Genomic DNA, 26269 nt, shown 5'->3' with positions numbered 1-26269 from the left:
ACAGTTGAGTGCAGCTTAGGCCAAGGCATATACGCGTGTCCGGCGAATGAGAACGTAGGCTGCCTCCATGCCAAAGAAGCGCTCGGGCGGTGGTCTGTCGCCAACGCAGCAGGCCGCCAAGTTCCTCGGTGTCAGTGTGCTCGCGGGAGCAGTGCTGGCCGGCATCGCGTTGCCCGCCGTGGGCGCGCTGGGGCTGGCCGCCAAGGGGTCGGTGGAGGGCTTCGACGCCCTCCCGACCAACCTGAAGACTCCCCCGCTGAGCCAGCGCACCACCATCCTCGACGCCGAGGGCGGCACCATCGCCACGGTCTACTCGCGCGACCGGACGGTGGTCGACCTCAAGGACATCTCGCCGTACATGCAGAAGGCGATCGTCGCCATCGAGGACTCGCGCTTCTACGAGCACGGCGCGATCGACCTCAAGGGCGTCCTGCGCGCCCTCAACAAGAACGCGCGCAGCGGCGAGGTCTCCGAGGGCGCCTCCACGCTCACGCAGCAGTACGTCAAGAACGTCTTCGTGGAGGAGGCGGGCGACGACGCGACGAAGGTCGCCCAGGCCACCCAGCAGACCATCGGCCGCAAGATCCAGGAGCTGAAGCTCGCGATCCAGGTCGAGGAGGAGCTGGGCAAGAAGAAGATCCTCGAGAACTACCTGAACATCACGTTCTTCGGCCAGCAGGCCTACGGCGTCGAGGCCGCCTCCCAGCGCTACTTCTCCAAGCACGCCAAGGACCTCAACGTCCAGGAGGCCGCCCTCCTGGCCGGCATCGTCCAGTCGCCCAGCCGCTACGACCCGGTCAACGACGAGGCGGAGGCCACCAAGCGGCGCAACATCGTCCTGAACCGCATGGCCCAGGTCGGTGACATCTCCCCGGCCCAGGCCGAGAAGGCGAAGAAGGCACCGCTCGGGCTGAAGGTCAGCAAGCCCAAGAACGGCTGCATCACGGCCGTGAACGACGCGAGCTTCTTCTGCGACTACGTGCACGAGGTCTTCCTGAGCGAACCGGTCTTCGGCAAGACCCGCAAGGACCGGGCCAAGGTCTGGAACCAGGGCGGCCTGACCATCCGCACGACGCTCGACCCGCAGGCCCAGGAGTCGGTGCACCAGTCGCTCGAGGACCACGTCAACAAGTCGGACTCGGTCGCCGCGGCGAGCACGCTGGTCGAACCCGGCACCGGCCGGATCGTCGCGATGGGCCAGTCGAAGCCGTACGGCTACGGCAAGAACGAGACCGAGATCAACTACTCGGTCGACCACGCCGTGGGCGGATCCAACTACGGCTTCCCGACGGGTTCGACGTTCAAGCCGTTCCTGGCGGCCGCGGCCCTGGAGGAGAACGTACCGGCGACGAAGGAGTACGCGTCGCCGTACGACATGGACTACCCGAGCCCCATCCAGACCTGTGACAAGCCCTGGATCAACGACAAGAGCTACCGCGTCGAGAACGAGAACGAGTCGGAGGTCGGCCCGTACCGGCTGAAGGAGGCGATGGCCAAGTCGGTCAACACCTACTTCGTGCAGATGCTCGCCGACATCGGACTGTGCCCGGTCTCCTCCATGGCGGACAAGCTCGACGTCCACCAGGGCAACGGCGACAAGCTGCCGCAGAACCCCTCCGCCCTCGCCCTCGGCTCGGTCGGTATGTCCCCGCTGACGATGGCGAGCGCGTACGCGACCTTCGCCTCGCGCGGCATGCACTGCACGCCGGTCGCGATCGAGTCGATCACCCAGAAGGTCGGCAACAAGCAGAAGTCGCTCGAGGTGCCGAAGTCGACCTGCTCGCGCGCGATGTCGGAGAAGACCGCGGACAGCGTGAACACCCTGCTGCAGGGCGTGGTCGACTCCGGTACCGGTAAGGCGGCCGGCCTGAGCGACCGCGACAACGCCGGCAAGACGGGTACGACCGACGAGCGCAAGAACGCCTGGTTCGTCGGCTACACGCCGAACATGTCGGGCGCCGTCTGGGTCGGCAGCGCCAGCCAGAAGGTCGAGATGAAGAACATCACGATCGGCGGGCAGTACCACGACCTGGTCTTCGGTGGCGCGGTCCCGGGCCCCATCTGGAAGGACGCCATGACCGGCGCCCTGTCGGGCAAGGACTCCCCCTCGTTCAACCTCGTCGACATCCCGGACGAGGACAAGAACAAGGAAAAGGACAAGGACAAGGGCCGCGACAAGGACAAGCCCGACGACGGGAACAACGGCGACGACGAGGGCTTCATCGCCGGCCTGACCGACGGCGGCACCGGCAACGGCGGACCGGGCGGCTTCCCCGGCGGCAACCTGATCCAGGGCGCGGGCAACGGTCCGGGTGGACGACGCTGACCGTCCCGTTCACGGGGTGAGGGCCCTCTCCGCGGTCGCGGAAAGGGCCCTCACTGGTATTACCGGCGTTACGGCGTCCCTGGCGCCACCGGCGTCACGGCCCCCGTCCCGGGCACCACCGGCGACACGGCAGTCCCTGGCGCCACCGGCGTTACGGCGTCCCTGGCGCCACCGGCGTTACGGCGGTCCCTGGCGCCACCGGCGTTACGGCGGTCACTGGTACTACCGGCGTCGCAGGGGCACCGCGGCGACTCAGCCGGCCAGGAGCTTCCTGACCGCGGCGGCGACCCGGCCGCCCTCGGCCTGCCCGGCCACCTTCGGGTTCACGATCTTCATCACGGCGCCCATGGCCCGCGGCCCCTCGGCGCCGGCCGCCTTCGCCTCCTCCACGGCCTGCGCGACGATCGCGTTCAGCTCGTCGTCGGACAGCTGCTTCGGCAGGTAGGCGGCAAGCACCTCGCCCTCCGCCTTCTCCCGCTCGGCCTGCTCGGCGCGGCCGCCCTGGGCGAAGGCCTCGGCGGCCTCACGGCGCTTCTTCGCCTCACGGGTGATCACCTTCTGCACCTCGTCGTCGGAGAGCTCCCGCTTCTCCTTCCCCGCGACCTCCTCCTTGGTGATCGCGGCGAGCGTCAGCCGGAGCGTCGAGGAGCGGAGCTCGTCGCGCTCCTTGATCGCCGAGTTGAGGTCGTCGTGCAGCTTCGACTTGAGCGTGGTCATGGACCTGATTGTCGCAGGTAAGCGAGGACCGGCGCCCGCTGATTTGCGCGCCCCCGGTGAACGCGGCCGCGGCGGACCTCCCACCACCGCTTCTCCACCGCTTCTGACACGATGGACGTATGCGCGCGCGATACGGAGTACCCCTGGGAATCACGGCGGTTGGCGCCGCCGGTCTGATCTACGCGACGGGGATCGAGCCCCGCTCCTTCCGCCTCCGACGAGTGACGGTCCCTGTCCTCCCGTCCGGAATGCGTCCCCTGCGCGTGCTCCAGGTCTCCGACATCCACATGGTCGGCGGTCAGCGCAAGAAACAGCGGTGGCTGCGTTCGCTGGCCGGGCTGCGCCCCGACTTCGTGCTCAACACCGGCGACAACCTGTCCGACCCGGAGGGCGTCCCCGAGGTCCTGGACGCCCTGGGCCCCCTGATGGAGTTCCCGGGCGCCTACGTCTTCGGCTCCAACGACTACTACGGCCCCAGGCCCCGCAACCCCGCCCGGTACCTGCTCGAGAAGGTCCAGGGCCGCCACGGCCTCAACGGCAACCCGCCCGTCGTGGGCGCCGTCCACAACCCGTGGGAGGACCTGCGCGACGGTTTCGACGCCGCGGGCTGGCAGAACCTCACGAACACCCGCGGCATGCTCAAGATCGAGGGCGTGTCGGTCGAGCTGACGGGACTGGACGACCCGCACATCAAGCGTGACCGGTACACGGAGGTGGCCGGCGGCCCCTCCGACACGGCCGACTTCTCGATGGGCGTGGTCCACGCGCCGTACCTGCGCGTCCTGGACGCCTACGCGGCGGACGGCTACCCCCTGATCGTGGCCGGCCACACCCACGGCGGGCAGCTGTGCATCCCCTTCTACGGCGCCCTGGTCACCAACTGCGACCTGGACACGGACCGCGTGAAGGGCCTGTCCATGCACACGTCCCTGGGTCACACGTCCTACCTCCATGTCTCGGCCGGCTGCGGCGCGAACCGCTACACCCCGTTCCGCTTCGCCTGCCCGCCGGAGGCGACGCTGCTGACGCTGGTGGGCCGGGAGAGCTGACGGGTCGCGGGGAGGGGAGGAAACCAGGGAGCCGGGGCCGCCTGACATAGCGCGTAACCCACACGGCCCACCCGCATAGCCCGCTATGCCCGGTCTGTCTAGCTTGGGGCCATGACAGCCCCGATACCCAGGGACATCCCGGACCTCCCCCCGATCCCGGGCCACGTCGTCCTGCAACCCACCGTCGTACCGGCCCGTGCCGTGCTGATCCCGACCCGCCGTCGCGTGGTCGCCGTCTTCCGCGGCCTGATCGCTCTGCTGGCCCTGACCGGCGTGACGATCGAGCTGCTCGCCGGCGGCCCGCCCACGGCGGCCCTGAGCCACTTCACGATCCAGAGCGGCATCCTGCTGGCGCTGGTCATGCTCGCCTCCGCCAAGTGCGCCTGGTCCGCCCACCACCCCCTGCCGGGCGCCCTCACGGGAGCGGCCCTGTTCTACGTCGCCGCCGCGGGCCTGGTCCACCACCTGCTCCCGGCAGGCGAGTCGTCCCTGTTCGCGGTGCCGGACGCCGCCGGCCCGACCTGGCAAACCGCCGCGACCCAGATCCTCCACACGGTGGTGCCGGCGGCCGCGGCCCTGGACTGGCTCCTCTTCACCACCCCCGGCCATCTGCACCTGCGCCAGGCCCCCGCATGGCTCCTGTACCCCCTGGCCTACCTGGCCTTCTCCCTCGCCCGCGGCGAGCTGCTCCTCCCCGGCTCCCAGGACCGCTACCTCTACCCCTTCCTCGACGTCGACCAGCACGGCTACAAGGGCGTCCTCGGCAACGCCCTCCTCGTGGGCCTCGCCCTGTACGCCCTGGCCGTGCTCCTGGTGGCCCTGGACCACACCCGCCCGAACCCGTTCCGCCGCCCCCGGTAAACCGGATTTCGTCTCCGGCCACCGGTGGGCTAAAGTAAACGACGTCGCCGCGACGAGCAGCGACGATCGGGGTGTGGCGCAGCTTGGTAGCGCGCTTCGTTCGGGACGAAGAGGTCGTGGGTTCAAATCCCGCCACCCCGACAGTGAAGTACCAGGCCAGGGGCCCTGACCCGCTTAGCGGGTCAGGGCCCCTGACTCGTTTCCTGCGGCTCTTGGGAGCCATTCGGGAGCCGACTTCAGATTCCGGCTCCCAGCATCGGGCTTCCGTCGTTGTCAGTGTCTGCCGCTACCGTCGCCGATGGCAGCTCTCCCTCGACCGTGAGTGGTGAGCAAGACAAGGCAGACCGGGCGGCCGAGGGCGGCGCCACGACAGCCCAACGCCCTGACCAGGCAAAATCCGTCCGCTCTGACCAGATCGGCAGCCGAATCTCCTGGTCCGCTGTGCGGGTCGGCTCCCTGAGTGATACCGGGCCAATCTGGGAGCCAAGTTCGGTTGGATGTCTGAGGAGGCAGCCGCATGAGCCGACCCGCACAGGGCACGCTGCACCACGTCGAGCTGTGGGTGCCGGATTTCCACCGCGCGCTCGCCTCGCTCGGCTGGCTGCTTCAGGCGCTGGGTTACGCCGTCCACCAGGACTGGGTCTGCGGTCGCAGCTGGCGGCTCGGCCCGACCTACCTGGTCATCGAGCAGTCCCCAGCCCTAGCCGCTGAACAGCACGACCGCTGCCGCCCGGGGCTGAATCATCTGGCCTTCCACGTCGAAAACGCCGCCACGGCCGAGAGACTGGCTGCCGACGCCGCCCAGCACGGCTGGAAGCTGATGTTCCCCGAGCGGCATCCATACGCCGGCGGCCAACAGCACTACGCCGCCTATCTGGAGAACGACGACGGCTTCGAAGTCGAACTCGTCGCGATCGACCCACCGGAACGAGGGAAGCGGCTCAGGTGACGCACCGCCAGGTGTTCTCGGGCAGCAAGGAGTGCGTGCGGAAGGGGAGTGTGAGCCACTCCCCGGGCTTGACGACGGTCTTGCGACCTCCGTAGTCGGTTTCAGACCACAGGCACCAGTCCTGCGTGGTCCGGTTGCGAGCCGAAGCGCCACCGTTGGGAAGGCCAACCCGACCCGTATCGTCGGTTCCAGTGACGAACGATCCCATGGCTCCCTGAGGAGAAGTGCTTTCCCACAGGCAGAAGTGGTCGGGAGAGCATGTGGCGGCAGCGCTGTCCGTGGCGGACAGGGGAACCAGGGCGAGGGCGGCTACTGCGGCAAGGGCTGTCCGGCAGAGCTTCGCGGTAGGCATGATGGCGCGCTCCTTCATTGCACGAGGCTGGTACACCGATCATCACGATCTTGGACATCCCCTGACAATCACTCAAGAGAGGGAAAAACCGGAGGCTCAAGGCTCAGCTCCGCCCATACGGTCTTGCCGACCGGACGACGAGGCGCAGAGCCCCACCGCGTGGCCAGGACGTCCACCATGAGCAGACCTCGACCGGACTCCCCTTCGGGGCAGGAGGAGGGGAGGGTTGCGGGCAGCCGTTTCGTGGATGCGGCGTCGTCGACCTCGACACGCACGAGCACCGCAGCCCGGTCGACGGTGAGTCGGAGACCGAACTCACGGCCGGGAACCCTGCCGTGCTGCACGGCGTTCGCCGCGAGCTCGCCTACGACGAGGGCGACCGTACAAGAGACGTCCGAGGCCGGCGGGTGGCCCAACCCCTCCATCCACCGGACGGCGTGGCGCCGGGCCAGCTGCGCGCCTCGCGCGGTGGAGGGGAACTGAGTGGTGAGGTCGTCTCCCTGGGTGGAGGTTTCTGTGAGCACGGTGGGTCCGTTCCGTCAGGGAGTACGCGGCGCATCTGGTGCCCGGTCTGTTGCAGACGGAGGAGTACGCCCGGGCCGTGCTGAGTCTCGGCATGACGCTGGACAGCGCCGAGCAGTTGGAGGAACGGGTCGCCGCCCGCATGGGGCGGCAGGGGCGGCTTACGTCGCCCGAACGGCCGGAGCTGTGGGTGGTGCTCGACGAGGCGGTGCTCAGGCGGCCGATCGGCGGGAACGACGTCATGCGGGCGCAGTTGGAGCGGTTGGTGGAGGCGGCGACGGAGGCGCACATCACGGTGCAGGTGCTGCCGTTCGAGCAAGGTGGGCACGATGCGCTGGGCGGTTCGCTGACGGTTCTGACGCTGCCGGACAGCTCGGAGGTGGCCTACACGGAAGGTGCGCACTACGGCCAACTCGTCGAGGAACCAGTCGAGGTCAGGCACTTCTCGGGGATTTACGATCGGGTCCGGGCGGATGCCCTGCCCACAGTCATGTCGCTCGACATGATCCGGTCCGCGATGGAGGGCTACTACCGTGAAGCGAACGTTCCTTCCCGATCCGAACGGCGTCGCCTGGCGCAGGAGCGGCTACAGCAATCAGGAGGGCGGCAACTGCGTGGAGGTCGCCGACGGATTCACGGGCGTCGTGCCCGTTCGTGACAGCAAGGTTCCGGGCGGGCCAGTGGTGTCCTTCGGGGACGGCTCCTGGGCCGCGTTCATAAGCGAGGTCAAGGGCGGTCGCCGCCTCTGAGTCAACCGGGTGCTGGTCGACAGCGGTTCCCCGGGTCCGCCGGTGCCTCGTTCACGAGGTGCCGGTGGGCCGCTGACCTCCCCAAAGAACCGGGGAAAGAACTTCCCGCCCACCCACCCTCCCCGCGCCGGTGCGTGCGTGTCACCCGTGCGAGTGACTGGCTTGCGGGTGCGGGATTCGGGCCGTTACGTTCGCCGCAAGAGCACACCACCACCCACAACAGAGCAGCCCCCGCCCAGGATTCGCCGTCCCGGACGAGGGCCTAACCGATCAAGGAAGAGAAGAGCTTCCCGATGGCTGACTCGCAGTCTAACGCGCGCCTGCGCGTCGACGCCGGAGCACCGACCTCCGGCGTGATCCACGTACGCACCCGGCTCACCGCCGACTTCACGGTGATCTCCAACGCCCTCGCCCAGCGGCGCGGCAGCGCGGTCACGGTCGGCGTGGCCGTGTACATCCTCTCCCTGCCCACCGGCGCCCCCGTGACCATCATCGCCCTGTGCGAGCACTTCAGCGAGGGCGAGATCCTGATCTCGCGCGCACTTCGGGAGCTTGAAGCCGCCGGGTATCTGGAACGGCGCCGCGAGCGGCTGGCCTCCGGGCAGATCCGTACCCGGACGTACTTCTACGACGTACCCGGTGGTGAGGGGCCGCCGGGCAGCCCACCCGGGCCGCCGAAGCCGCCGGTGCCGCCGAAGTCGGCTCGGCCGCAGCGGCGGCCCGCTGTTCCCGAGACCGCGCCAACCCCGCAGGCGACGGCGCCCGCGCTCACCGACGCCGATCCGCAGGCGATCGCCGTACTGGCCGCCCTGCGGCGGGTCGACGCCCGTCTCGTTCTGTCCACGCGGGAGGCCGCTTGCCTGGCACCTGCCGTGGGCGAGTGGCTAGCGGCCGGGGTCGCGCCGCAGGAGATCACCGAGCTGCTGACCACCGGGCTTCCCGACCATTTCCAGGCTCGCCCGGCCAGAGTCCTCGCCTTCCGGCTCCGGGAAACTCCTCTGCCGGCGCCGCCCCCGCCCGTCGTCGTGCCCCGACCGGCAGTACTGCCCTTCCAGACCTGCGACGGCTGTGAGCGTGCCTTCCGCGCCCAGGAGCCCGGACACTGCCGGAGCTGCCGGGACCACCTCGTCGGGGAGCGCCTGCGTGCGGCCGGCTGAGCCGGGGGGCGGGTGTGCTGTCCGCCGCCGAGTGGCAGGCTTCATGTGCGACGATGCGAGACCCGGTACCGGGCATGGCAGGAGGAGGCGGGTCATGGTCGACAGGTTCACGGACGGACTCCTTACTCCCACGGAAACAGCCTCCTACCTGGAGATCCCGCAGTCGACGCTCCACTCGTGGTTGAAGGGCAGGGCTGCCGGAGCGCCATTGGTCCACCAGGTAGATCCGCCTCGCAAGGGGCAGCCCTCCGTGCCGTTCATCGCGGTGGCCGAGGCGCACGTCCTGCGTTCACTGCGATCCCTGGGGCTTCGGATGAGCGAGATCAGGGAAGCCGCCGCCGCCGTACGGGACGCCTTCGCCACCCCGTACGGTCTGGTGTCGAAGCGGATCGCGACGGACGGCGTGGACATCTTCGTCGAGCACGGCCTCGGCGATCTCCGCAGGGCCCGCGACGGGCAGGCACCCATCCACGAGGTGGTCTCCGGCTATCTCCGCTACCTGAACTGGGAACCCGACGACGACTTCCCCTCCAGTCTGCGGCTCAGGCAGTATCCGAAATCCGTGCCGGTCGTGATCGACCCGAGGTTCGGTCATGGGAGGCCCGTCGTGGCCGCCAACCGTGTCGCGGTCAAGGCGATCACCGATCTGTGGGAGGCCGGGGAGAGCGTCGAGGACATCGCGTACGACTTCGACATGACGCCCGAGCAGGTCGACGAGCTGTGCAGGGCAGTGGTGCGCCTTGCCGCCTGAGTTCTTTCTCGACCGCAATCTCGGACGTCGGGTCGCGGAGGGGCTGAAGGCGTGCGGCTGGACCGTTCACCGCATCGGGGACGTCTTCCCCGACGACGGACAGGACATCGCCGACGAGGACTGGATCGCGCACGGTCTCGACCAGTCCTGGGTGCCGCTGTCCAAGGACGGCCGGATCAAGAGCCGGGACCTAGAGATCCAACCGGTACTTGAGCGGAAAGCTGTGCTCTTCTACCTGGACAACCAGCAGTTGCGCAGTGCCGAGATGGTCGAACGGCTCGACGCCCACCGAGAGGCGATCCATCGGGCCGTGGGCAGGGGCGGCCCGGCGGCCTACGCGGTACGACGCGAGCGTATCGAGCGCACCTGGCCACCCTGAGCTTGTCGTACGTCCTCGTCGCTTCCCATGCTCACCTGCCGGTGTACGAGGAGGTCGCCGGCAGTTCCACCGTGATGCGGAGGCCGCCGGTGGGGCGGGGGGTGAGGGTGAGGGTGCCGTCGTGGGCCTGGGTGATGGTGTTGACGATGGCCAGGCCGAGGCCGACGCCCGGGTGGTCGGTGTGGACGCGTTCGGTGCCGCGCTGGAACGGTTCGGTGAGGGTCGAGGCCTGGTGGGGGCTGATCAGGTCGCCGGTGTTCTCGACGGTGAGCAGCGTGGTGCGGGGGCCGGGGGTGGTGCGGATCCAGACCCTGCCCCGGCCGGGGAGGTTGTGGACGATCGCGTTGTGGACGAGGTTCGTGGTCAGTTGCAGGAGGAGGGCCGGTGAGCCGAGGGTGGGAGTCACGTCGCCGACGGTTTCGAGGGTGACGCCGTGCTTCTCCGCGAGGGGGAGGAGGGTTTCGGTGGCTTCTTCGGCCAGGAGGGACAGGTCGACGTGTTCCCGGGTGAAGGAGCGCTGGCCGGCGCGGCTGAGCAGGAGCAGGGCCTCGGTGAGGTCGATCGCCCGGGTGTTCACGACGTGCAGTCGGTCGATGATCTCGTCGGTGTCCTGGTGCGGGTCGGTGCGGGCCACGTCGAGGAGGGCCTTCGAGACGGCCAGCGGGGTGCGCAGCTCGTGAGAGGCGTTGGCCGCGAAGCGCTGCTGTTCGGTCACGTGGGCTTCGAGGCGGGCGAGCATCGTGTCGAAGGCGTCGGCGAGTTCGCGGAACTCGTCCTTGCGGCCCGGCAACCGGATCCGGTGGGACAGCGATCCGGCCTCGGCCGTGCGGGTGGCGCGGGTGATGCGGTCCAGGGGGGCCAGCATGCGTCCGGCGAGGAGCCATCCCCCCAGGAGGCCGAAGACCAGGAGGAACACCATGACCGCGGCTGCCGTGGGGGCGAAACTGCGTAGGAAGATCGTGCCCGGAGTCGCTCTCACCGCCCCTCGTTCGTTGGTGAGCAACCACCCCTGTTCCAGGAGGAACACGCCCACGGCGGCGAGCAGCAGGACACCCGCGAGCATGAGGAATCCGGCGTAGCTGAGGGTGAGTTTGAGACGGACGCTCAGGCCGGGCTGTCTATCCACGGTCATCACCACCCCCCTGCTCGGTGACGGGGGCCGTGTCGATGCGGTAGCCGACGCCCGGCACGGTGGCGATGATCCAGGGTTCGCCGAGGCGCTTGCGCAGGGCCGAGACGGTGATGCGGACGGCGTTGGTGAACGGGTCGGCGTTCTCGTCCCACGCGCGTTCCAGCAGTTCCTCTGCGCTGACGACACCGCCCTCGGCGGCGACCAGGACTTCGAGCACGGCGAACTGCTTCCTGGTCAGCGCGACGTAGCGGCCGTCCCGGTAGACCTCCCTGCGGAACGGGTCGAGGCGCAGACCGGCGATCTCCCGCACGGGGGGCCTGCTGTGGGCGCGCCTGCGGTCGAGTGCCCTGAGCCTGAGCGCGAGCTCCTGGAGTTCGAACGGCTTGGTGAGGTAGTCGTCGGCGCCGAGTCCGAAGCCGGAGGCCTTGTCGTCGAGGCGGTCGGCCGCGGTGAGCATGAGGATCGGCATGCCGCTGCCGGAGGCCACGATGCGTCGGGCGATCTCGTCGCCGGACGGGCCCGGGATGTCGCGGTCGAGGACGGCGATGTCGTAGGCGTTGACGCTGAGCAGTTCCAGCGCGGTGTCGCCGTCACCCGCGATGTCGGCCGCGATCGCCTCCAGGCGCAGGCCGTCACGGATCGCCTCCGCCAGGTAGGGCTCGTCCTCGACAATCAGCACACGCATGGTGCCGAGGTTACGAGTCGGCACATATCGTCGGCATATCGAAAACCGCATACGTGCCGGCAACACCGCGCCGCCTTCACTGGCCGTATGCGTCACACCCTCCTGCCGTCAGCGTCGCCTCATCGATCTCCGACACCTCCAGCACCTACAACGTCTCCGGCACCTCCAGCCCCGCCAGCACGGAGGCGGCTGTCACTAGCCGCGCTTCGCAGCGCTGTCCGGCCGGAGCTCTGGAGGCGTGCCCCGGTGCTCACGGTGTCGGCGTTGCTGCTGGGCCTCGTGATGATGCTGCACGCGGAGATTCCGAACGGGTTCGGGTCCATCGGCAGTCTGGTCGAGACCTTCCTGCCGTGGTTCGGCCTGTTCGTCCCCGTGCTGGCCGCCGGGGCGCTGTGGCGCCGCTCCCCCGCCGCGGTGACCGCGCTGGTGCTGCCGGTCACGGTGTGGCTGAGCCTCTTCGGCGGGCTGCTCGGCGACAAGTCCGGCCCGGGCGGCGACCTCACCGTGGCCACCCACAACGTCGGGGCCGAGAACCCGGACCCGGCCGGCACCGCCCGCGACCTGGCCGCCTCCGGAGTGGACGTACTGGCGCTGGAGGAGATCACCGCGCAGGACCGAGGTGTGTACGAGAAGGGGCTGGCGGGGGCGTACCCGTACCACGCGGTCCTGGGCACGGTCGGGGTGTGGAGCAAGCTGCCGCTGTCGGGCACGCGGCCGGTCGACATCGCCACGGACTACGGGCCGCTGGCGGACACCAAACCGGCGGACGCCGGGATGGCCGGCAACCGGGCGCTGCGCACCACAGTGGCCACGGACCGGGGCCCACTGGTGGTGTACGTCGCCCACCTGGGCTCCGTACGGCTCAATCCCCGGGCGGGCTTCTGGACGGACTCGCGCGACCGGAACGTCCAGGCGCTCGGCGAGGCCCTCGCCGCCGACCGGAGTGAGCGGGTGGTGCTGCTCGGCGACCTGAACGGCACCCTGGACGACCGCGCGTTCGGCGGTATCACCTCGCAGCTGCACTCGGTCCAGGACGCGGCCGGGGACGGCTTCGGCTTCAGCTGGCCGGCGAAGTTCCCGGTCGCGCGGATCGACCAGATCCTGGTGCGTGGCGTGGAGCCGACCGACTCGTGGGTGCTGCCCGCCACCGGCAGCGATCATCTGCCGGTGGCGGCCGGGGTCAGCTGGTGAGCGGCGTCGTCCGACGGGGGGTGCGGGACCGGTCCGGCCCTGCCCGGCCCTGCCCGGCCCTGCCCGGCCCGGCCCGGCCCGGCCCGGCCCCGAGGGAACATATCGTCGGCGTATCGAAAACCGCATACGTGACGGCAACACCGCGCCCCCTTGACTGGCCGCATGTCCTACAGCGAACCAGTACGAACAGTGGCCCCGATGCGGCCGACCGTCCGGCCGATCAGTGCTGCCGAGCACTTGGCGTTCGTGCGGGCACAGCGCTCGGTCAGCTTTCTGCAGACCCCTGCCTGGGGACGCGTCAAGACCGAGTGGCGCAGCGAGTCCCTGGGCTGGTTCGACGGCGGGCGGCTGGTCGGTGCCGGGCTCGTCCTGCACCGCCCGGTGCCGCGGCTCGAGCGCTTCACGCTGGCCTATCTGCCCGAAGGCCCGGTCATCGACTGGACCGGCGACATCGGCGTGTGGCTCGATCCGCTGGCCGCCTACCTCAAGGCGCGCGGCGCGTTCGCGATCCGGCTCGGTCCGCCGGTGTGCACGGACGTCTGGAGTGCCGACGACGTCAAGGAGGGCATCGCCGATCCGGGCACCAGGCGGCTCACCGAGGTGCCCGCCCGGTGGAGCGATCCGGTCGGCGCCCGGGTCGCCGACCGGCTCAGGTACGCCGGCTGGCTGCCACAGAGCCCGGAGGACGGCTTCGGGGTCGGGCATCCGCAGTTCAAGTACGAGATCCCGCTGGCCGGCCGAACCGAGGACGAGCTGCTCAGGGGCATGAACCAGCTCTGGCGGCGCAACATCAGGAAGGCGGCCAAGGAAGGGGTCGAGGTCACGGTCGGAAAGGTCACGGTCGGAAAGGTCCTGGCCGGAGGGGACACTGCCGGAGAGGTGACGCTCGGAGACGATCTGAAGGCGTTCCACGACCTCTACGTCCACACCGCCGAACGCGACCGCTTCACGCCGCGGCCGCTGCGCTATTTCGAGACCATGTTCGCGGCGCTGGGCTCCGAGGATCCCGAGCGGATCACGCTCTACCTGGCCCGCCACCGGGGTGACCTGGTCGCCGCCACCATCATGGTCCGCGTCGGCCGCCACGCGGTGTACGCCTACGGGGCCTCGTCGACCCGGAAGCGCGAGGTGCGCGGCTCCAACGCCTGCCAGTGGGCGATGATCCGCGACTCGCTGGCCGCCGACTGCGACGTCTACGACCTGCGCGGCATCACCCCGACCCTCGACGCCGACGACCCGCACGTCGGGCTGATCAAGTTCAAGGTCGGCACCGGCGGTCAGGCGGTGCGGTACGTGGGCGAATGGGACCTGCCCCTGCGCCCACTGGTCTACCGGACCTTCGACCTCTACATGAGGCGACGCGGGCGATGAGCCGCCCCCACTCGCCATTACCGGTCGGTAATATATCGTCAGGATATCGAAAAGCGCATACGCGACGGCAACACCGGGTCGCCTTGACTTGGGGCATGACCTTCTCCTCGACCTCCTCCATCCCCTCCCCCTCCTCGGTCGTTCCGGCAACGGGAATCACTGTTTATGGCTGTGGGCGGGACGAGGCCGCCCTGTTCCGCCGGACGGCACTCCGTCTCGGCGTCAGGGTGACCCTTACGGAGGCCGCGGTATCCGAAGGAAATGTCGGGCTGTCGTCCGGAAACCAATGCATCAGCATCGGACACAAGACCCCGGTCACGCGTGCCACTCTCCTCGCACTCCGCCAGGCCGGCGTGACGTACATCTCGACACGGAGCATCGGCTACAACCACATCGATGTGGAATACGCGGCCGGCATCGGTATCTCCGTCGAGAACGTCGTCTACTCCCCCGACAGTGTGGCCGACTACACCCTGATGCTCATGCTGATGGCGGTGCGCGGCGCTAAATCCACCGTCCTCCGCGCGGTCCAGCACGATTACCGGTTGAACGAGGTGCGCGGCCAAGAGCTGCGCGATCTGACCGTCGGGGTGGTCGGAACAGGGCGCATCGGCGCGGCGGTCGTGGACAGACTGCGGGGTTTCGGGTCTCGCGTACTGGCCCACGGGAATCGGCCCACGACCACAGCCGATTACGTCTCTCTCGACGAGTTGCTGCGATTGAGCGACATCGTGACGCTGCATGTCCCGCTGAACGCGGATACGCATCACCTCCTCGACCGACAACGTGTCCGGCAGATGAAACGGGGTGCGTTCGTCATCAATACCGGCCGTGGCCCGCTCATCGACACCGAGGCCCTGGTGCAGGCGTTGGAAAACGGCCACCTGAGCGGCGCGGCCCTGGACGTCCTCGAGGGCGAGCAAGGAATCTTCTACGCCGACTTCCGGGACAGGCCCATCGAAAGCACGCTGCTGCCGCGGCTGCAGAAAATGCCGAACGTGCTCATCAGCCCGCACACCGCCTATTACACGGACCACGCCCTGAGGGACACGGTCGAAAACTCCATCATCAACTGTCTGAATTTCGAAAGCAGGAATCACCATGGCTAAGCTGAAGGTCGGCATCATTTTCGGAGGCTGCTCCGAAGAACACGCCGTCTCCGTCAAGTCGGCCCAGGAGGTCGCACGCAACCTCGACACCGACAAGTACCAGCCCTTCTTCGTGGGCGTGACGGAGGACGGTGCCTGGAAGCTCTGTGACGGCCCCGGCCCGGACTGGGAGAAGGGCGACTGCCGCTCGGTCGTGCTGTCACCGGACCGCGGTGTCCACGGACTGCTCGTCCTGGAGCAGGGGCGGTACGGGACGATCCGCCTGGACGTCGTCCTGCCGGTGCTGCACGGCACCCTCGGCGAGGACGGGGCGACGCAGGGGCTGCTGGAGCTGTCCGGCATTCCGTACGTGGGCTGCGACGTCCAGAGCTCGGCCGTGTGCATGGACAAATCCCTCGCGTACGTCGTCGCCAGGAGCGCGGGGATCGCCACGCCGGATTTCTGGACCGTGACGGGGGACGAGACTGTCGAACCCGAGAAGCTCACGTATCCCGTCTTCGTGAAGCCGGCCCGTTCGGGGTCGTCCTTCGGCGTCAGCAAGGTGTCCCGGCCACAGGAGTTGCCGACCGCGGTGGAAAACGCCAGGCGGTACGACACGAAGGTGCTGATCGAAGAGGCGGTCGTCGGCAGCGAGATCGGCTGCGCCATTCTGGGGAACGACCTGGATCTGGTCGCGGGTGAGGTGGATCGCATCGCGCTCTCCCACGGGTTCTTCAGAATCCATCAGGAGGAACAGCCCGAAACCGGCTCGGAGAACTCGACGGCGATCGTTCCCGCCGACATCCCGGCACAGGCGCGGACGCTCGTTCAGGAGACCGCGAAGGCCGTGTACCGCGCCTTGGGATGCCGTGGGCTGTCGCGGGTGGACATGTTCCTCAAGGACGACGGAGAAGTCGTCCTCAACGAGGTCAACACCCTGCCCGGTATGACCTCGTACAGCCGTTACCCGAGGATGATGGCGGCCGCGGGTCTGCCGCTCTCCGAGGTGATCGACCGGACGGTGTCCCTGGCGCTGACGGGGAAGATCCGATGACCGGGGATTTCGCCTTCGTGGACGAGCTGGTGTCCGGGATCCGGTGGGACGCCAAGTACGCCACCTGGGACAACTTCACCGGCAAACCGGTGGACGGCTACCTGACGAACCGGATCGTCGGCACGAGGGCCCTGTGCGCGGCGCTGGGAAGGGCTCGAGCGAGGGCCGAATCCCTCGGCTTCGGGCTGCTCCTCTGGGACGGCTACCGCCCGCAACGCGCCGTGGACTGCTTCCTCCGCTGGTCCCGACAGCCGGAGGACGGCCGGACGAAGGCGCGGCACTATCCGAACATCGACAGGGCCGAGATGTTCGACCAGGGGTACGTGGCCGCCAGGTCGGGCCACAGTCGGGGCAGCACCGTCGACCTGACGCTGTACCACCTGACCACCGGTGAACTCGCGCCCATGGGCGGCGACCACGACCTCATGGACGCGATCTCACATCATGACGCGCAAGGAATCACGGGAGTCGAGGCAGCGAACCGTCGACGGCTGCGCTCGGTCATGGAGGCCTGCGGATTCGACTCCTACGACTGTGAATGGTGGCACTACACGCTGAAGGACGAACCTCATCCGGACACCTACTTCGACTTTCCCGTCGCACGACCGAGCCGGGTCACTCGCCCCACCCCGAAGGTGCGGCCGGGCGCCGCGTACTCCACCGGGCCGGTGTAGTGCGTCGCCGCGCGGCGGACCGCTTCCGGCGGTTCCAGGAACGGGCCGAGGTGGGTGACGACCAGGCGTTTCGCGTCGGCGTCGGCAGCGGTGGTGCCCGCCTCCTCCGGGGTGTGGTGCACCGCCTCGGTGCCGGCCGGCGGCGGCTGCGCGGAGTCGGCCTCGCACAGCAGCACCGTGCAGCCGTCGGCGAGTTCCGTGAGGGCGTCGCAGGGGGCGCTGTCGCCGGAGTAGGCGAGACACGCGCCGTCCTCGGTCTCGATACGGACCCCGAAGGCGGGCATCCCGTGCGACACGGCACGGCTGGTGAGCGTGAGGCCGCCGACGCGGGCGCGGTGGTGGTCGTGCAGTTCGACGATCCGGAAGGCGTCCTCGACGGGGCTTCGCCGCGGGCCGTTGGTGAGGAACCCGGCGAGCCGGTCCGCGATGCCCGGCGGCGCCAGCAGGGGGACGGGGGCGGTGAGTTCGACGTCCGCGTACAGCAGGCCGTAGTACGCCGTCAGCAGGTCGGCGCAGTGGTCCGCGTGCAGGTGGGAGATCCAGATGCCGTCGAGCTGGTCCAGGCGGACGTGCTCGCGCAGTGCGCCGAGCGTGCCGCTCCCGGCGTCCGTCCACAGCCGGGTGCCGCCGCCCTCGACGAGGTAGCCCGAACAGGGGTTCCCCGCCCGGGGGTACGGGCTCGCGCTGCCGAGGACCGTGAAGCGGAGATCGTCCGTCATGATCGCGGAGTTTACGGGTGCCCCGTCCCGTGCGGTGGGTGAGGAGGAGGGCGGTACGGAGCGACGGGGGAACGGGGGAACGGGGGAACGGGGGAACGGGGGAACGGGGGAACGGGGGAACGGGGGAACGGGTGGCGTAGCCCGGCCCGGCAGGGCCTAAGGTGGCCCGGGTTGCCGGAAGGACTGGCCTGGGCAGACAGGGAGGCGGCCGTGGGTGCTGCGCGTACGAGCAGGACGCCGTTGCCGGGGACAGGGGTGCGCTACGACCTGGTCACCCGCGAGCGGCGGCGGCTGTCGGTGCTGGCGGAGCGGGACGGGGCGCGGACGCTGAGCGCGACCCGCAAGAACGATCCGGAGGACGACCCCGCGCTGTCGGTACGGCTGGACGCGCAGGAGGCGGCCCTGGTCGTCGACGCGCTCAGGCCCGCCCATCACAGTCCGAGCCTGCTGTCGACGACCGAGCTGGGGCTGGTCGCGGAGCGCATCGGGCTGTCGGCGTGGTCGCACTGGAACGGGCGCCTGCTGGGCGACACCCGCACCCGTACCGAGACCGGCGTGTCCATCGTCGCGGTGCTGCGGCGGGCCGAGGCGCTCCCGTCGCCGGGGCCGGACTTCCGGCTGGCCGGTGGTGACACGCTGATCGTGATCGGCACGCGGGAGGGCGTCGACGCGGCCGCGGAGATCCTCGGGCGGGAGTGAGCCCCGGGGACCTTCGGACGGGAGTGAGCCCCGGGGACCCCCGGGCGTCGGTGCGGCGGGCGGCCGCACACCGCCTCACGCGTTGGCGTGGGTCGACTCCGTGGCGGTGGTCTCGGGAGCGGTCGCGGCCTCGGCCGCCTTGCCGGGGCCGCGGGCGAGGCGGCGGGTGAGGCGGCGGGCGAGGGGCTCGGTGAAGCGGGCCGTGAGCGGGCCGAGTACGACGAGGATGAGCACGTACGCCGTCGCCAGCGGGCCGATGCGGGGCTCGACGCCCACCGCGAGTCCGGCGATGACGATCGAGAACTCGCCCCGGGCCACCAGCGTGCCGCCCGCCCGCCAGCGGCCCGCGCCCCGCAGGCCGGCGCGGTGCGCGGCGTACCAGCCGGTGGCGACCTTGGTGAGGGCGGTGAGGACGGCGAGGATCAGGGCCGGGACGAGGACCGGCGGGATGTCGGCGGGGTTGGTGGACAGGCCGAAGAAGACGAAGAAGACGGCGGCGAACAGGTCGCGCAGCGGGGTGAGGAGGCTGCTGGCGCCCTCGGCGACCTCGCCGGACAGGGCGATGCCGACGAGGAACGCGCCGACCGCCGCGGAGACCTGGAGTTCCTGGGCGAGGCCCGCCACGACGAGGGTGAGGCCGAGCACCACCAGCAGGAGCGTCTCCGCGCTGTCGGAGGAGACCGCGCGGCTGATCAGCCGCCCGTGGCGCAGGGCGAGGTAGAGGACGGCGCCGACGGTGCCCAGGGAGATCAGCAGGGTGACGGCGCCGCCGGCCAGGCTGACGCCGGCGAGCAGGGCCGTGAGGATCGGCAGGTAGACGGCCATCGCGAGGTCCTCGATGACGAGGACGCCGAGGACGACGGGGGTCTCGCGGTTGCCGAGCCGGCCCAGGTCGCCGAGGACCTTGGCGATCACCCCGGAGGAGGAGATCCAGGTGACGCCCGCGAGTGCGACGGCGGCCACCGGACCCCAGCCCAGGATCAGTGCCGCCACGGCGCCGGGTACGGCGTTCAGTACGAAGTCGACCGCGCCGGACGGGTACTGGGTCTTGAGGTTGGTGACCAGTTCGGAGGCGCTGTACTCCAGGCCGAGCAGGAGCAGCAGCAGGATGACGCCGATCTCCGCGCCCGTGGCGGTGAACTCCTCGCTGGCCTGCAGGGGCAGGATGCCGCCGTGACCGAAGGCGAGCCCGGCCAGCAGGTAGAGGGGGATGGGCGAGAAGCCCACGCGGCCGGCGATGCGGCCGAGGAGTCCGAGAGCGAGGATGATCGCTCCCAGTTCGATGAGCACGGCGGTCGTGTTGTGCACGGGCGTCTGTCCCTCCGGGGTGGGTCGGTGGCGGGGGGCGTGCGGGGGCTGTGGCGCGGGGTGCGGGTGCGTGGTGGTGCGGGGCAAGTGCGTGGTGGTGCGGAGCGGGTGCGCTGCCCGGCGGTGCGGGGTGCCGCTCTCAGTGGGACGGGTGCCGCTCCTGCGGCACGACTGCCCGCAGCTGGGGGCGGCCTGCGACTGTCCGCAGCTGGGGCTGCCTGCGGCTGTCCGCGGCCATGACGACCGAAGCGTCAGAATTCGGGGACGCTGTCGCGGGCCGTGTTGTCGATGCGTGCGGTGCGGAGGGCACTGACGGTCGGGGTCGCTCGGTGCGTCTGGTGCATCTGGCGGACCCCCCGTCTTCTCGAACTGCCGCACGGTCACGGCTCGGTAAAGAAGTTTACCGCATCACATATTACGCATTGTGATGCTTTTCGGGGTGCACGGGGAGCAATGGCTCCGACTCCGGAGCGCCGTACTCGCCCATCCAGCGGGCCAGTTTGCCGCGGCGGCCGACGGCGCGCAGGCGGCGTTCGGCGGCCTCGCGGACCTGGGGTGTGGTGATGAGCAGCAGTTCGTCACCGGCGCGCAGCACGGTGTCGCGGTCGGGTACGAGGCTGGTGCCGTCGCGGACGACCAGGGTGACGACCGTCGGTTGCGGCAGCCGCAGTTCGGAGACGGTGACGCCGTGCAGCCGCGAGCCCCGCGGGACGGACACGGTGAGCAGGTCGGCGTCCAGCAGGTCGAGCGGCGCGGTCTCGACCTGGATCTCGCGCAGCGCGTCCGGACGGGTCACCCCCGTCCACCGGGCGACGGCGGGCAGCGTGGGCCCCTGGAGCAGGGTGAACAGGACGACGAGGACGAACACGATGTTCAGGGCGTCGCGCGCGCCGGTCACCCCGGCCACGACCGGGAAGGTCGTGAGCACGATGGGGACCGCGCCGCGCAGACCGGCCCAGGAGATGAAGACCTGCTCGCGCCAGGGCACGCGGAAGGGCAGCAGACACAGCAGGACCGACACGGGGCGGGCGACCAGCAGCAGGACCAGGCCGACGACCAGGGCCGGGAGGATCGCGGAGGGCAGTTCGGTCAGGTCGACGAGCAGGCCGAGCATGACGAACAGGCCGATCTGGGCCAGCCAGCCGACGCCCTCGGAGAAGGAGCGGGTGGCCGCGCGGTGGGGCAGCTTGGCGTTGCCGAGGACGAGGCCGGAGAGGTAGGCGGCGATGATGCCGCTGGCGCCCAGCGCTCCGGCGGCGGCGAAGGCGACGACGCCGAAGCCGACCGTGGCCAGCGGGTACAGGCCGGTCGCGGGCAGGGCGATGTGCCGCAGCGCCGCGACGCCCAGGCGGCCGGTCACCACGCCCAGGACGCCGCCGACCACGAGCTGGAAGAGCAGGTTGCCCACGACGGGGAGCGGGCCGGGCAGGCCGGCGGTGGTGGAGAAGAGCAGGACCAGGATGATGGTCGGCGCGTCGTTGAAGCCGGACTCGGCCTCCACCAGCACGCTCACCTTCCGCGGCAGCGGCAGGGCGCGCAGTACGGAGAAGACGGCGGCGGCGTCGGTGGAGGAGACGATCGCGCCGATCAGCAGGGCCAGCCGCCACTCGATCCCGAGCAGCCAGTGCGCGCCCGCCGCGGTCACCACGACGGAGATCGCCACGCCCACCGTGGCCAGTACGCCGGCGGGGGCGAGCAGGCGCCGCACGTCGCTCCACCGGGTGGTCAGGCCGCCCTCGACCAGGATGAGCGCGAGGGCGGCGGCGCCCAGCGCCTGGGCCAGCTGGGCGTCGTCGAACCGCAGGCCGAGACCGTCCTCGCCCGCGACGAGGCCGACGCACAGGAACAGCAGCAGGCTGGGCAGGCCGATGCGGTGGGCGGCGCGGGCGGCGGCGATGCTCGCCAGCAGCACCGTGCCGCCGATCAGCAGCATCACGTACAGCTCGGACAGGGTCATCGAGCGGACTCCGGGCCGCAGGCGCCCACGCCCGGGGTCATGCCCGGGTCCGCCGCCCCGCGCCCGCCGGGGTCAGGACCCGGACGGAGGGCACCGGGCCCCGCGCTCGCGCCGGTGCGGGTCGAAGAGTTCACCGGCGACGCCGGCGAAGACCAGCCCGGCGGCGATGAGCAGCCCGTGGGCCAGGAACATGCCGGTGGCCAGCGCGCCCAGCGCGACGGCGAGCAGCAGCCAGGCCCGGCGGTACCGGTACTCGCGCGGGCGGCAGGGGCGGCCGTCGGCGAAGGCCCGGGCGAAGCGGGGGTCCTCGCGGCGCAGCCGGGACTCGATCTCGCCGAGCCTGCGGTCGTCGGGTACGGGCATGGGGTCCTCCTCCCGCCGCGGGACCCCGGGAGGGCGACGCGGTCAGTGGGGCGGGCCATGTGCTCTCCTGGCGGGGTGGGTCGTCCCGATCGCACCGGGACGAAGCCGCCGGGTGGGTCCGGGTAAGGGGAGTGGGTTCCAGACTCGCCCGTACAGGGCCGTCCGGGCCATCCGGGACGGCACCCAAATGCCGGGTGGTGCGACCTGTAGGAGGCGAGGCACCCCGCGGGTGGCCGCCGGGACCCGCTCCGGCGCAACCTGGGAGAGGATCTGCGTGTCCCGCGCGCTCGCGGGGGGCCGACCGGGAAGGACCCAACTCATGATCATCTTTGGCACCAGGGGATACCTCTACCAGCTCGCGATACTGACGCTGGTGTGCGGCCGGTGCGGCAATCCCTCCGCGCACACGCTCAGGAAGCGCGTCACGAAGTTCACGCTGTTCTTCGTGCCGCTGTTCCCCTTCTCCACGAAGTACGCGACGCAGTGCACCTTCTGCGGTGCCGAGCAGCAGGTGACCAAGGAACAGGCGGAGCAGCTCCAGGCGCAGGAGACCGGCGGCCAGGGCGGCTTCTCAGGGCCCGGCGGTCAGGCGTACGGGCCGTCGGGGCAGCAGCCGTACCAGCGCCCGTGAGGGCGTGACACCGGAAGGGCCGGCAGGCCGTCGGCGTACCGCCCCCGCCGGGGCCGGCGGAGGTTAGCGGCTGTTCCCTCCCTGCGCGTTGCCGGTTTCCGGCAGTGTTGACTACCCTCACGTTGCCGGACACCGCGCACGGGGCGTGAACGGCAGGGGAGGCACGGGGTGACGGACCTGCGGACGGACCAGCGGGAGACGTACCTGACCGGGTACGCCGAGATCCTGGCGGGGGCCGCCGACACGGGGCGCCGGCCGACCCGCGACGAACTGGAGGAGCGGCGGCTCGTCGGTGAGCGGGCCGCGGAGGCGGGACACAGTCTGCGCAGCCTCGTACGGCTGCATCTGGACGCCACGCGCACGTCCTGGCCCGGCGGCGGTTCGACGGGGGCCGGTTCCGACGTCACCGGCAGCGTGCTCGCCGCTGTCGCGCAGGCCGTGGACGCCTTCGCCGAGGGGTACGAACGCGCCCAGCGGCTCGCCGTGCGCCAAGAAGAGGCCGCGCGGCGGGAGTTCATCGACGACCTGCTCTACGGGCGCAGCGATCTCGGCCGCCTCGCCGAACGGGCCGAGCGGTTCGGACTCGTCCTCTCCCGCGCCCACGCCGTCGCGGTGGCCGAGGGCCCCGAAAGGTACGACGACACCGCCCCGGTCACCCGGGTCGTGGAGACCGCGCTCATCTCCCGCTTCGGCGACCGGCGCGTCCTGATCACCACCAAGAACGGGCAGCTGATCTGCATCGCCCCCGGCGACCAGGACGACGTCCTGTCCTTCTTCGCCAAGCAGGCCTACGCCGCCACGGACGGCAACCGGGTCGCCATCGGGCGCCCCCAGAGCGGCGCGGGCGGTGTGGTGCACAGCTACGAGGAGGCGCTCAGCACCCTCGCACTCGCCGACCGGCTGAGGCTGACCGAGCCCGTGGTGCGCGCCGCCGACATGCTCGTCTACCCGGTCCTCGCCCGGGACCGGCAGGCAATGGCCGACCTGGTGCTCAGTGTGCTGGGTCCGCTGCGCGAGGCCCGCGGCGGTGCCGAGCCGCTGCTGCGCACCCTGGAGGTGTACTTCGACGCCGGCTGCACCGCGGCCGAGGCCGCCCGGCGGCTCTCGCTCAGCGTGCGGGCGCTCACCTACCGGCTGGACCGCATCCACCAGCTGACCGGGGCGGACGCCTCCGAGCCGGTGCACCGCTACACGCTGCAGACCGCGGTCATCGGCGCCCGGCTGCTGGGGTGGCCCGCACAGGAGATATAGCCCCGACACCCGCGGGGACCCGCCCGGCACTCCGCCGAACGCGCCTTCCAGAAGTCCGCCGAAGACCAGCGACAGGGCGAGCAGCACGCCCCCCGTGACACCCCCCGTGACACCCGGCCCGGGAAACCGGACCGTGCGTGCTGTCCCCCGTCCCGCCCGTCGCTGAGCTTCGGTGAGATGAATCGTCACACGTGGCGCGGCGGCACGTCATTGCCGGGCTTCGGCAAACTTCACGCGTCTTCGATGCCGCCCTCGGTCTCTTCCGGCGCCCCTGGAACCGCACCCGGGGCCTGTACTGTCCTTCCCGAAATGGGGACTCATACGGGGAGCGTTCCGAACCAGGTTCCGCAGGGCGACGGGTACGCGCACATGGTGGTGTGCGGCGACGACGGGCTGGCGCACCGGCTGGCCGCCGAGCTGCGCGGCGTCTACCGCGAACAGGTCACACTCGTCGTCCCGCCCTCCGGCCGCCGGGTGCGTCAGCCGGTGGTCGGACGGGCCCGCGCGGCCTCGGCGGCGCTGCTCGACATGGTCAACGCGGCCGTCAACCGGACGGGCAACGGCGATCCAGGCGCCGCCGAACGCGAACTGGAGGCCACCGAGCCGACCGAGGACGTGCTCGCGGACGCCGGTGTCGAACGGGCCACCGCGCTCGCCCTCGTGTACGACGACGACGAGACCAACATCCGCGCCGCCCTGACCGCGCGCCGGCTCAACCCCCGTCTGCGGCTGGTCCTGCGCCTGTACAACCGGCGCCTGGGCCAGCACATCGAGGAACTCCTCGACCAGAGCGCCGCGCTGGCGACCGGCGGTGGTCCCGGCTCCGGTTCCGGGTCCACGACCGTGCTGTCCGACGCCGACACCGCCGCGCCCGCGCTGGCGGCCACCGCCCTCGTCGGCACCAGCAAGATCGTCGAGACGGACGGCATCCTGCTGCGCGCCGTCGAACGGAATCCGCCCCGCCCCGGCGAGGTGGCCGACCCGGGACTGTGCACCCTCGCGCTGCTCTCCGCGACGAGCAACGACCCGGCCGGGGCGGACGGTTCGGAGGACAGCGGCGAGCACGGGCCGCAACTGCTGCCCGACTCGGCGGCGGTGGAGGCGGCCACCGGACGCGGGACCGTGGCCCTGGAGCAGGTGTCGTACTCCGGGCCGCCGCTGCCCGCCGGGCGCGCCGGTGTACCCGCCTTCAGCGAGCTGTTCTCGCGCCGGCTGCGGTGGTCGCTGGCCGGTCTGGCGGCGTGCGTGGTCGCACTCGCCGTGGCGCTGATGGTGGTCACCGGCGACCATCCGCTGCACGCCACGTACGTGACGCTGCTCGACCTGTTCTCCATCAACGAGCCCGCGCACAACGACGACGTCGGGCGTCAGATCCTCCAGCTCCTCTCCGGCTTCGTCGGACTGCTGCTGCTGCCGGTCCTGCTGGCTGCCGTGCTGGAGGCCCTCGGCACCTTCCGCACCGCGTCGGCCCTGCGGAAGCCGCCGCGCGGGCTCGGCGGGCACGTCGTCCTGCTGGGTCTCGGCAAGATCGGCACGCGCGTCCTGACCCGGCTGCGGGAGATGGACATCCCCGTGGTGTGCGTCGAGGCCGACCCCGAGGCGCGCGGCATGGCGACCGCGCGACGGCTGCGGGTGCCGGTGGTGCTCGGGGACGTCACCCAGGAGGGCGTCCTGGAGGCCGCCAAGATCCACCGCGCGCACTCGCTGCTCGCGCTGACCAGCGTGGACACGACCAACCTGGAGGCGGTGCTGTACGCCCGCTCCGTGCGGTCGCGGCTGCGGGTGGTGCTGCGGCTGTACGACGACGACTTCGCGACCGCCGTGTACCGCACCCTGCGCGCCGCGCACCCGCGCGCGCTCACCCGCAGCCGCAGCGTGACGCACCTGGCGGCGCCGTCCTTCGCCGGGGCGATGATGGGCCGCCAGATCCTGGGGGCGATCCCCGTCGAGCGGCGGGTGCTGCTGTTCGCGGCGGTGGGGGTGGCGGGGCATCCGCAGCTGGAGGGGAAGACGGTCGGGGAGGCGTTCCGGGCGGGGGCGTGGCGGGTGCTGGCGCTCGAAGTCTCCGACGGTGTCTCCGACGGTGAGCGGGCGGGGGGTGCCGGATCCGAGGGGGCGCGGGAGTCGCGGTTGGTGTGGGAGCTGCCCTCCACGTACGTCCTGCGGGGCTCGGATCGGGTGGTGCTGGCGGCGACGCGGCGGGGGTTGGCGGAGTTGCTGGGGCGGCGGGCGCGGCAGGGGACGGACGCGTAGGGGCCTCCGCCCCTGCGACCCCGCCAGGGGGCTCCGCCCCCTGGTCCCCCGGCCCATGCCCACCCACCACCCGACTCGGTG

General features: G+C 70.7%; 26 protein-coding genes, 1 tRNA gene and 1 pseudogene. 19 read left to right on the top strand and 9 right to left on the bottom strand.

What is annotated here, in order from left to right:
- Window positions 1-67 precede the first annotated feature (67 nt).
- Window positions 68-2326: a transglycosylase domain-containing protein gene (locus ABS735_RS00515; protein ID WP_373904942.1), complete on the top strand. Its 2259-nt coding sequence runs from the start codon at window positions 68-70 to the stop codon at window positions 2324-2326.
- Window positions 2327-2578: 252 nt separating this feature from the next.
- On the opposite strand, the gene ABS735_RS00510 is transcribed toward ABS735_RS00515, so the two are convergent.
- On the bottom strand, window positions 2579-3043 hold the full coding sequence (locus tag ABS735_RS00510) for a GatB/YqeY domain-containing protein (RefSeq protein ID WP_373904941.1): 465 nt from the start codon (window positions 3041-3043) through the stop codon (window positions 2579-2581).
- Between the two features lie 119 nt (window positions 3044-3162).
- On the opposite strand from ABS735_RS00510, the gene ABS735_RS00505 reads away from it, so the two are divergent.
- The 4 genes from ABS735_RS00505 (at window position 3163) to ABS735_RS00490 (ending at window position 5902) form a co-directional block, all read left to right on the top strand.
- Window positions 3163-4092: a metallophosphoesterase gene (locus ABS735_RS00505; protein WP_373904940.1), complete on the top strand. Its 930-nt coding sequence runs from the start codon at window positions 3163-3165 to the stop codon at window positions 4090-4092.
- A 111-nt stretch (window positions 4093-4203) separates the two neighbouring features.
- The gene (locus ABS735_RS00500) at window positions 4204-4953 is read left to right on the top strand and encodes a Pr6Pr family membrane protein (RefSeq protein WP_373904939.1); all 750 of its coding nucleotides are present in this window, start codon (window positions 4204-4206) and stop codon (window positions 4951-4953) included.
- 67 nt (window positions 4954-5020) lie between these two features.
- A tRNA-Pro gene (locus ABS735_RS00495) sits at window positions 5021-5094 on the top strand.
- A 376-nt stretch (window positions 5095-5470) separates the two neighbouring features.
- Window positions 5471-5902 (top strand): VOC family protein, encoded by a 432-nt coding sequence (locus ABS735_RS00490; protein WP_373904938.1) that lies wholly within the window; start codon window positions 5471-5473, stop codon window positions 5900-5902.
- On the opposite strand, the gene ABS735_RS00485 is transcribed toward ABS735_RS00490, so the two are convergent.
- Both ABS735_RS00485 and ABS735_RS00480 read right to left on the bottom strand, forming a co-directional pair.
- Window positions 5895-6254, bottom strand: coding sequence for a peptidase inhibitor family I36 protein (locus ABS735_RS00485; RefSeq protein ID WP_373905157.1), 360 nt, complete (start codon window positions 6252-6254; stop codon window positions 5895-5897). The two genes, ABS735_RS00490 and ABS735_RS00485, sit on opposite strands and share 8 nt — an antisense overlap.
- Before the next feature lie 68 nt (window positions 6255-6322).
- Window positions 6323-6778: an ATP-binding protein gene (locus ABS735_RS00480; protein WP_373904937.1), complete on the bottom strand. Its 456-nt coding sequence runs from the start codon at window positions 6776-6778 to the stop codon at window positions 6323-6325.
- A gap of 11 nt (window positions 6779-6789) precedes the next feature.
- Here ABS735_RS00480 and ABS735_RS00475 point away from each other — a divergent pair.
- The 5 genes and pseudogenes from ABS735_RS00475 to ABS735_RS00455 form a co-directional block, all read left to right on the top strand.
- Window positions 6790-7434 (top strand): annotated as a pseudogene (locus tag ABS735_RS00475) (DUF5753 domain-containing protein); the annotation flags it as partial.
- Window positions 7391-7525, top strand: a complete 135-nt coding sequence (locus ABS735_RS00470) for a DUF397 domain-containing protein (protein ID WP_373904936.1) — start codon at window positions 7391-7393, stop codon at window positions 7523-7525. The pseudogene ABS735_RS00475 and the gene ABS735_RS00470, both read left to right, overlap by 44 nt.
- A 293-nt stretch (window positions 7526-7818) precedes the next feature.
- The gene (locus ABS735_RS00465; RefSeq protein WP_373904935.1) at window positions 7819-8682 is read left to right on the top strand and encodes a hypothetical protein; all 864 of its coding nucleotides are present in this window, start codon (window positions 7819-7821) and stop codon (window positions 8680-8682) included.
- Window positions 8683-8776: 94 nt separating this feature from the next.
- Window positions 8777-9433, top strand: a complete 657-nt coding sequence (locus ABS735_RS00460) for a DUF433 domain-containing protein (RefSeq protein WP_373904934.1) — start codon at window positions 8777-8779, stop codon at window positions 9431-9433.
- A complete protein-coding gene (locus ABS735_RS00455; protein WP_373904933.1) occupies window positions 9423-9812 on the top strand; it encodes a PIN-like domain-containing protein in 390 nt (129 codons plus the stop codon). Before ABS735_RS00460 ends, ABS735_RS00455 begins: the two co-directional genes overlap by 11 nt.
- Window positions 9813-9843: 31 nt before the next feature.
- On the opposite strand, the gene ABS735_RS00450 is transcribed toward ABS735_RS00455, so the two are convergent.
- Together ABS735_RS00450 and vanR-Sc are read right to left on the bottom strand one after the other, a co-directional pair.
- A complete protein-coding gene (locus ABS735_RS00450) occupies window positions 9844-10938 on the bottom strand; it encodes a sensor histidine kinase (protein WP_373905156.1) in 1095 nt (364 codons plus the stop codon).
- Entirely contained in the window at window positions 10931-11629 is a 699-nt protein-coding gene (vanR-Sc, locus tag ABS735_RS00445; protein WP_373904932.1) for a VanSc-type vancomycin resistance response regulator transcription factor VanR, read from the bottom strand. The genes ABS735_RS00450 and vanR-Sc overlap by 8 nt, the downstream gene beginning before the upstream one ends.
- Before the next feature lie 87 nt (window positions 11630-11716).
- Between vanR-Sc and ABS735_RS00440 the strand changes: the two genes are divergently transcribed.
- The 5 genes from ABS735_RS00440 to vanX all read left to right on the top strand — a co-directional run bounded on the left by ABS735_RS00440 (window position 11717) and on the right by vanX (window position 17007).
- Window positions 11717-12820, top strand: coding sequence for an endonuclease/exonuclease/phosphatase family protein (locus ABS735_RS00440; RefSeq protein ID WP_373904931.1), 1104 nt, complete (start codon window positions 11717-11719; stop codon window positions 12818-12820).
- 162 nt (window positions 12821-12982) lie between these two features.
- On the top strand, window positions 12983-14191 hold the full coding sequence (locus ABS735_RS00435) for a lipid II:glycine glycyltransferase FemX (RefSeq protein WP_373904930.1): 1209 nt from the start codon (window positions 12983-12985) through the stop codon (window positions 14189-14191).
- A gap of 95 nt (window positions 14192-14286) precedes the next feature.
- Entirely contained in the window at window positions 14287-15300 is a 1014-nt protein-coding gene (gene vanH / locus ABS735_RS00430; RefSeq protein ID WP_373904929.1) for a D-lactate dehydrogenase VanH, read from the top strand.
- Complete coding sequence (gene vanA-Sc, locus ABS735_RS00425) at window positions 15293-16333, top strand: D-alanine--(R)-lactate ligase VanA-Sc (RefSeq protein ID WP_373904928.1); 1041 nt, start codon at window positions 15293-15295, stop codon at window positions 16331-16333. Before vanH ends, vanA-Sc begins: the two co-directional genes overlap by 8 nt.
- A complete protein-coding gene (gene vanX, locus ABS735_RS00420) occupies window positions 16330-17007 on the top strand; it encodes a D-Ala-D-Ala dipeptidase VanX (RefSeq protein ID WP_373904927.1) in 678 nt (225 codons plus the stop codon). Before vanA-Sc ends, vanX begins: the two co-directional genes overlap by 4 nt.
- Here vanX and ABS735_RS00415 read toward each other — a convergent pair.
- Window positions 16914-17726: an MBL fold metallo-hydrolase gene (locus ABS735_RS00415; RefSeq protein WP_373904926.1), complete on the bottom strand. Its 813-nt coding sequence runs from the start codon at window positions 17724-17726 to the stop codon at window positions 16914-16916. The genes vanX and ABS735_RS00415 overlap by 94 nt on opposite strands.
- A 210-nt stretch (window positions 17727-17936) precedes the next feature.
- On the opposite strand from ABS735_RS00415, the gene ABS735_RS00410 reads away from it, so the two are divergent.
- Entirely contained in the window at window positions 17937-18425 is a 489-nt protein-coding gene (locus tag ABS735_RS00410) for a cation:proton antiporter regulatory subunit (RefSeq protein WP_373904925.1), read from the top strand.
- Between the two features lie 75 nt (window positions 18426-18500).
- Here ABS735_RS00410 and ABS735_RS00405 read toward each other — a convergent pair whose 3' ends face one another.
- From ABS735_RS00405 to ABS735_RS00395, 3 genes are all read right to left on the bottom strand, one after another.
- Complete coding sequence (locus ABS735_RS00405; protein ID WP_373904924.1) at window positions 18501-19733, bottom strand: cation:proton antiporter; 1233 nt, start codon at window positions 19731-19733, stop codon at window positions 18501-18503.
- A gap of 415 nt (window positions 19734-20148) precedes the next feature.
- The gene (locus ABS735_RS00400; protein WP_373904923.1) at window positions 20149-21690 is read right to left on the bottom strand and encodes a potassium/proton antiporter; all 1542 of its coding nucleotides are present in this window, start codon (window positions 21688-21690) and stop codon (window positions 20149-20151) included.
- A gap of 72 nt (window positions 21691-21762) precedes the next feature.
- A complete protein-coding gene (locus tag ABS735_RS00395) occupies window positions 21763-22053 on the bottom strand; it encodes a DUF3040 domain-containing protein (RefSeq protein ID WP_373904922.1) in 291 nt (96 codons plus the stop codon).
- 319 nt (window positions 22054-22372) lie between these two features.
- Here ABS735_RS00395 and ABS735_RS00390 point away from each other — a divergent pair, with 319 nt between their 5' ends.
- From ABS735_RS00390 to ABS735_RS00380, 3 genes are all read left to right on the top strand, one after another.
- Window positions 22373-22684: a zinc-ribbon domain-containing protein gene (locus tag ABS735_RS00390; protein ID WP_373904921.1), complete on the top strand. Its 312-nt coding sequence runs from the start codon at window positions 22373-22375 to the stop codon at window positions 22682-22684.
- A gap of 168 nt (window positions 22685-22852) precedes the next feature.
- The gene (locus tag ABS735_RS00385; RefSeq protein WP_373904920.1) at window positions 22853-23935 is read left to right on the top strand and encodes a PucR family transcriptional regulator; all 1083 of its coding nucleotides are present in this window, start codon (window positions 22853-22855) and stop codon (window positions 23933-23935) included.
- A 369-nt stretch (window positions 23936-24304) separates the two neighbouring features.
- Window positions 24305-26188 (top strand): NAD-binding protein, encoded by a 1884-nt coding sequence (locus tag ABS735_RS00380; protein ID WP_373905154.1) that lies wholly within the window; start codon window positions 24305-24307, stop codon window positions 26186-26188.
- Window positions 26189-26269 lie beyond the last annotated feature (81 nt).

Source organism: Streptomyces sp. MMCC 100, from assembly GCF_041538145.2.
Taxonomy (GTDB): Bacteria; Actinomycetota; Actinomycetes; order Streptomycetales; family Streptomycetaceae; genus Streptomyces.
Note: the sequence above shows the minus strand (reverse complement) of the source record. Positions and strands in the feature narration are given on the sequence as shown.

Excerpts from the sequence above, each read along its gene's own strand:
- vanX (WP_373904927.1), top strand. The coding sequence starts at position 16,330 with ATGACCGGGGATTTCGCCTTCGTGGACGAGCTGGTGTCCGGGATCCGG.
- ABS735_RS00465 (WP_373904935.1), top strand. The coding sequence starts at position 7,819 with ATGGCTGACTCGCAGTCTAACGCGCGCCTGCGCGTCGACGCCGGAGCA.
- ABS735_RS00510 (WP_373904941.1), bottom strand. The coding sequence starts at position 3,043 with ATGACCACGCTCAAGTCGAAGCTGCACGACGACCTCAACTCGGCGATC.
- ABS735_RS00515 (WP_373904942.1), top strand. The coding sequence starts at position 68 with ATGCCAAAGAAGCGCTCGGGCGGTGGTCTGTCGCCAACGCAGCAGGCC.
- ABS735_RS00460 (WP_373904934.1), top strand. The coding sequence starts at position 8,777 with ATGGTCGACAGGTTCACGGACGGACTCCTTACTCCCACGGAAACAGCC.
- vanA-Sc (WP_373904928.1), top strand. The coding sequence starts at position 15,293 with ATGGCTAAGCTGAAGGTCGGCATCATTTTCGGAGGCTGCTCCGAAGAA.
- ABS735_RS00490 (WP_373904938.1), top strand. The coding sequence starts at position 5,471 with ATGAGCCGACCCGCACAGGGCACGCTGCACCACGTCGAGCTGTGGGTG.
- ABS735_RS00415 (WP_373904926.1), bottom strand. The coding sequence starts at position 17,726 with ATGACGGACGATCTCCGCTTCACGGTCCTCGGCAGCGCGAGCCCGTAC.
- ABS735_RS00505 (WP_373904940.1), top strand. The coding sequence starts at position 3,163 with ATGCGCGCGCGATACGGAGTACCCCTGGGAATCACGGCGGTTGGCGCC.
- ABS735_RS00390 (WP_373904921.1), top strand. The coding sequence starts at position 22,373 with ATGATCATCTTTGGCACCAGGGGATACCTCTACCAGCTCGCGATACTG.
- ABS735_RS00380 (WP_373905154.1), top strand. The coding sequence starts at position 24,305 with ATGGTGGTGTGCGGCGACGACGGGCTGGCGCACCGGCTGGCCGCCGAG.
- vanR-Sc (WP_373904932.1), bottom strand. The coding sequence starts at position 11,629 with ATGCGTGTGCTGATTGTCGAGGACGAGCCCTACCTGGCGGAGGCGATC.
- ABS735_RS00435 (WP_373904930.1), top strand. The coding sequence starts at position 12,983 with ATGTCCTACAGCGAACCAGTACGAACAGTGGCCCCGATGCGGCCGACC.
- ABS735_RS00485 (WP_373905157.1), bottom strand. The coding sequence starts at position 6,254 with ATGCCTACCGCGAAGCTCTGCCGGACAGCCCTTGCCGCAGTAGCCGCC.
- ABS735_RS00400 (WP_373904923.1), bottom strand. The coding sequence starts at position 21,690 with ATGACCCTGTCCGAGCTGTACGTGATGCTGCTGATCGGCGGCACGGTG.
- ABS735_RS00395 (WP_373904922.1), bottom strand. The coding sequence starts at position 22,053 with ATGCCCGTACCCGACGACCGCAGGCTCGGCGAGATCGAGTCCCGGCTG.
- ABS735_RS00440 (WP_373904931.1), top strand. The coding sequence starts at position 11,717 with ATGCGTCACACCCTCCTGCCGTCAGCGTCGCCTCATCGATCTCCGACA.
- ABS735_RS00500 (WP_373904939.1), top strand. The coding sequence starts at position 4,204 with ATGACAGCCCCGATACCCAGGGACATCCCGGACCTCCCCCCGATCCCG.
- vanH (WP_373904929.1), top strand. The coding sequence starts at position 14,287 with ATGACCTTCTCCTCGACCTCCTCCATCCCCTCCCCCTCCTCGGTCGTT.